This window comes from uncultured Aliivibrio sp. (assembly GCF_946479765.1).
Taxonomy (GTDB): domain Bacteria; phylum Pseudomonadota; class Gammaproteobacteria; order Enterobacterales; family Vibrionaceae; genus Aliivibrio.
The window spans coordinates 1-4857 of sequence record NZ_CAMLHO010000096.1 but is presented as its reverse complement, the minus strand read 5'-3'; the positions used below and the strand labels follow the sequence as shown (position 1 = coordinate 4857).

Below are 4857 nucleotides of genomic sequence, written 5' to 3'. Positions count from 1 at the left end.
AATAACAATAACAATAACAATAACAATAAAGATAATAGTTATGATGAGGACTCTAAGAATAAAAATTCTGAAGGTCTTCAAAACACGAGAATATCTCAAGTTACCCCGACTGTATCTTTAATTTATGATCGAGTTAATTATAAAGAAATTGATTTACAACCAGAGTTCCAACGTGGTGATCGTATTTGGCCGGAGAAAGATAAGGGAAGATTAATCGAGTCTGTATTGCTTAGATTACCGTTGCCTGTTTTTTATTTTGCTGAGCGTCCTAATGAGGATCCTGATGCTGATTCAGATTTTGATTGGGTTGTTATTGATGGTTTACAACGTATTACTGCGTTAGTTGGTTATATGAAAGGGGATTATCCTCTTAAAAACTTAAAGCAACTACCTAAGTTTGATGGATTGTTTTTTAAAGATCTTCCACGTAAAGAACAAAGAAAAATTAGAGAATATCAAATTCACGGACATTTAATTCAAATATCGAAAGATAGTGATGAAATGATTCGTGAGTTATTTCATCGTATTAATACATATGGTAAAAATTTAAGTGCTCAAGAGATTCGCTCTGCGCTTTATCCGGGATCTGCAAACAGATTTTTAAAATACTTTGCGGACGAAAATGAATTTATTGATGCAATTCCTGCAAAAATAAATTCAGATCGAATGTTAGATATTGAATATATATTGAGGGCTGTTGGATTTCTTATTCTTGGTTATGAAAAATATATATATAAGACAGCTGATGATTTTTTAAGCCATACAATGAAAGTAATGAATGAGAGTAAATATATTGTTGATGAAAATATAAAAAACTCGGGTTCATTATATATTGAAATTGATTATCGATTAAAGGAATCGTTTGAGACGATTACGAAAATCTTCGGCGATTCAGCATATAAGAAAGAAGAGGGCGGAAGAGTTAACAAAATGCTATTCGAACTTCTTGTTCCTGTCTTTGCATTTATGTCTGATGAACAAAGACGGCTTGTATCTAATGAAAACAATGCAGAACAAGTTAAATCAAAGCTTTTTGAAATGATTAAAGATGATTATAAAAATAATTCTGTTTGGATATCTGATATTTATACTGAACAAAATCGCGGTTTTAATTATGCCATATCAAATTCTACCAGTAAAAGAGTGACTGTTCTTTATCGCTTTAGAAGTATTGTAAAGATGATTAATGATATTACTAATATGGGTTTCTATCCTCTTCCATTACTAGAAGATAAAAATAAAAAAGTTGAGATTAAAAAATGATGTTGAATTCGATAAAACTAAAGAATTTTAAATGTTATGAAGATGAAACATTTATATTTGAAAATTTAACCGTATTTTGTGGGAATAACTCAGTAGGAAAAAGTTCAGCAATACAAGCTCTTTTACTTGCATATCAAAATAATTTATCGTCGAGCCTTGATTTAAATGGTGATTTAATTCAACTTGGTTCTTATAATGATGTGCATAATCAAAATGTTGATCCAGATTCTTTATCAATTGAAATTAATTATAAAGATGGCAAATTAGAATGGGGATATGAAGAGGATGAGTTTGATAGTGATAAAGGGGTAGAAGTAGAGGAGGCGCCACTTCCTTTATTATTTGAACCTTCAGATCTTTCAATTAGAAATAAATTGAAGAGTTTTTATCAAGATAATTTTTCATTTTTAAGTGCTGAAAGGTTAGGACCTCGAAATAGCTATCCATATTCAACTCAACGTCGTTCACCTACTTGGTTGGGGATTCATGGAGAGTTTACAGCCCAAGTTCTAAGTAATATCTCAGTTAATGATACTCTTGAAGAAGGCGATCCTCGTATAAGTGAAGGCGCAGAAAGAACTATAGCGGATAATTTATATGCTTGGATGGCGGAAATATCACCGGGAATATTTATTAAATCTGATGCTATTAAACATGCAAATATAGCAATTACTCAATTTCAATTTGATGGGCATACATATAGAGCAACTAATGTAGGTTTTGGCTTGAGTTACGTTCTTCCTGTTGTCCTTGCACTCTTGATGGCTAAGACGGATTCATTAGTTATTATTGAGAATCCTGAAGCACATTTACATCCTAGGGGACAAAGTTATCTTGGAAGATTAATTGCTTTAGCAGCACAATCAGGTGTTCAGGTTATTATTGAAACACATAGTGACCATATAATTAATGGTATACGCTTAATGGTCCGCTCTAAAGATGTTGAGCAGAAAAAAATAGGCTTTTATCACATCTATTTAGAAGAATCTCTATCTGTTGTTAAACCGTTGACATTAAACGCGCAAGGTCAGTTTTCAGAATGGCCAAGTAGTTTTTTTGACCAGCAGGCTATTGATATGGGGATGCTTATATCAGGTACTATTAAATGAAATTACATTTATGTTATTCACATTTCAGTTTAAGTGAAAGTCATGCTAAGTCCATAAAACATTTGAATGATATGTTTAAAGAAGTTAGTGATTTTAAACAATCGATTGATTATGAAGATGTTTCAATGAATATCGCTAATGATATTCTTATTACGAAATATTATGGATTATCAATACAAGAACAAGTATTAAATTTAACAAATCAAGATCAGATGTACTTAGCTACTTTTCAAAATAGGCTTTTTCAAGAATGGTTTAATGGTGATAACTTTTCATTAAGTACGGAAGAGTTAATTTGTAAATCTACACAGCCAAAGAGTGACTTGAAAGATGGCTATTATGTAGGTTATTTACCTAAGATAAATCATTATAATATTCATAACAAGGTTAAAGATGTTTGTGAAATAAATAATAAATATGATTACCTTCTATCTTATTATCCTATAGACAATAAATCATGGTATAGAAGAGCAAAATCAAGGTATTTAAATTTGTTCTTTCAAGAAGAGGCTGGTAGTACTCTTAATAAAGTTGATGATGGATTTTGTAATTATACAATTGCTTTTACTAAATGCATGATAGCATTGAATGATTTTAGCCCTACAGGAATAATAAGTACTAAAGATAAAGTTAAACATATAAATGCACTAACAACTTATGAGTGTACCGAGGAGGGGAACTCACATCAGAATTTTAAATTTAAATTTTCTGAAAATGATAAGGTTGTTAATAGTTTAGACTGTCAATTTCATTTAAAACCGTCAGAAAATAATAGAGTTGGTGATCAGACTTTCTATTATAAACGATTGTATTTTGGTTTTTTCCCCATTGATACTAATCAATGGCAGGTAGCAGTAGCTGCTATCGGACCACATATAACAACTCATAATAAAAAAGATCGTTATGAAAAACCTAGACGTTAATGTGTAGCATTGTTCAAAGCATAGGTAGAAGTTTTTAAACTATCTATCTATGCAGTTTATTTTAATTGATTATTTTTTATTTATCATCATAGCAACACGACCAATTACCTTAATATCACCTTCTTCAACATTGATAGTTGAGCCATTAAAACTGATCGCTAACTTCCTACCCGGTAGACGTTGTAATTCGTTGATCGAGAACGAACCATCCATATCAATTAAATACTTTCCTGATGTTGCATGTGTAGATTCTTTATCAATAAGCAGTCTTTGAAAGTCTTCTTTTACCAAAATTAGATTTTCAGTCTCTAATTCTTCACTGACGCTCTTATCTAAAACAAATGAGTTTGTTTCTTCCAAGATTCCTGAACGTAATCTAAAGCTTTCAATCGATGTTGCATTTGCAACTTTAGATTCTTCACTTTCAGGAAAAGCCTCACCAATACCTAATGCAAGCCACTTCATAGACACACCAGTTTCTAAATGAATGCGAATTAGAACTTCAAAAGGAGTCATGTTTCGCGTGTTCCATGTCGAGATTGTAGATCTTGGTACGCCTATTACGTCAGCAAGAGCTAGTAAATCTCTACTTTTCGTCACATTTTTTAAGTTATCTACGACATCTCGACCATTTAAATAGTCTGGAGCTTCAATTTTAGCTTGCATAAGTTGCATTCTCGATCTAAAGTTGCATTATCAACTCGGGCGGAGTTGTACGGTTGCAAACAAAGTTAAACAATTAGATAACCACAAAGGATACCACCATGTTGTCATTTCAAATAGTTATTCCTGCACCATTTATGACTTTGGACGAATATTCTCGTCACTCAGGTATGCCGAAACGCACTCTTAAAGATTGGGCTGCACAAGGTAAATTGATCCTTAAAAAGAAAGACCTACCTAAAGAAACACCATTAGTAAACATGGTCGCAATGCAAGAGCTTGCCACTCGTGAAGCTTTAAGCTACTTGGGTTAGAGCTATGGCTAGCCAACCAAATGAAAACGAACCAACAACATTGGAAATCATCGTTGCAATTGTGGCTCTGGCTTCCCTTGGTTTTGTCATTTGAGTATCGGACAAGTATAGGAATAGCTCAATGTGCGATTTACGTGAGCCTAAACAAAATGCTTTTGACAATGCATGTTACGCATTTGCAGATTCAGAAAACATGGAACAAGTAGCAAAGCAGTGTGGGATAAACCCAACAATGCTACGTAACAAGTTAAACCCTGAACAACCGCATAAGTTAACAGTAAGGGATTTAACAGCAATTACGGAAGCAAGCGGCAATTACTGCATCATTAATAGTGTTTTGCTTAGTCTCAATATGGTTGGCGCAAAAGTCGACCTAAATGCAAATCAAGAAACCTTAATTAAACGAGCTTTAGAAAATAGTGTTCATGCCGGTGATTTATCTCGCCTTGCATTAGGGAACTGTGGCGAAATTCGTTTGCCACGTTCTAAGCGTAATGAGCTGTTAGATAAAGCACACAAAAGCGTTAGTAACTTATTGATTGCGAAGGGGGGAAGTGATTTATAAATCACCTAAAAATGACGTAA

At 33.0% G+C, this 4857-nt stretch carries 6 protein-coding genes; 5 read left to right on the top strand and 1 reads right to left on the bottom strand.

Translation table 11 applies throughout. The features are described from left to right. The 3 genes from Q1K78_RS16955 to Q1K78_RS16945 form a co-directional block, all read left to right on the top strand. The coding region (locus Q1K78_RS16955; RefSeq protein ID WP_300181567.1) for a DUF262 domain-containing protein at positions 1-1263 on the top strand (1263 nt) is incomplete at its 5' end. Beyond that, positions 1260-2372, top strand: coding sequence for a DUF3696 domain-containing protein (locus Q1K78_RS16950; protein ID WP_300181565.1), 1113 nt, complete (start codon positions 1260-1262; stop codon positions 2370-2372). The genes Q1K78_RS16955 and Q1K78_RS16950, both read left to right, overlap by 4 nt. After that, on the top strand, positions 2369-3295 hold the full coding sequence (locus Q1K78_RS16945) for a hypothetical protein (RefSeq protein WP_300181564.1): 927 nt from the start codon (positions 2369-2371) through the stop codon (positions 3293-3295). The genes Q1K78_RS16950 and Q1K78_RS16945 overlap by 4 nt, the downstream gene beginning before the upstream one ends. Before the next feature lie 69 nt (positions 3296-3364). On the opposite strand, the gene Q1K78_RS16940 is transcribed toward Q1K78_RS16945, so the two are convergent. Next, the gene (locus tag Q1K78_RS16940) at positions 3365-3970 is read right to left on the bottom strand and encodes a phage repressor protein CI (protein ID WP_300181563.1); all 606 of its coding nucleotides are present in this window, start codon (positions 3968-3970) and stop codon (positions 3365-3367) included. A gap of 89 nt (positions 3971-4059) precedes the next feature. Here Q1K78_RS16940 and Q1K78_RS16935 point away from each other — a divergent pair, with 89 nt between their 5' ends. Further along, positions 4060-4272 carry a hypothetical protein gene (locus Q1K78_RS16935; RefSeq protein WP_300181562.1) on the top strand — a complete coding sequence of 71 codons (213 nt, stop codon included), beginning with the start codon at positions 4060-4062 and terminating at the stop codon, positions 4270-4272. 121 nt (positions 4273-4393) lie between these two features. Next, a complete protein-coding gene (locus Q1K78_RS16930; RefSeq protein WP_300181561.1) occupies positions 4394-4837 on the top strand; it encodes a phage regulatory CII family protein in 444 nt (147 codons plus the stop codon). Positions 4838-4857: the final 20 nt, after the last annotated feature.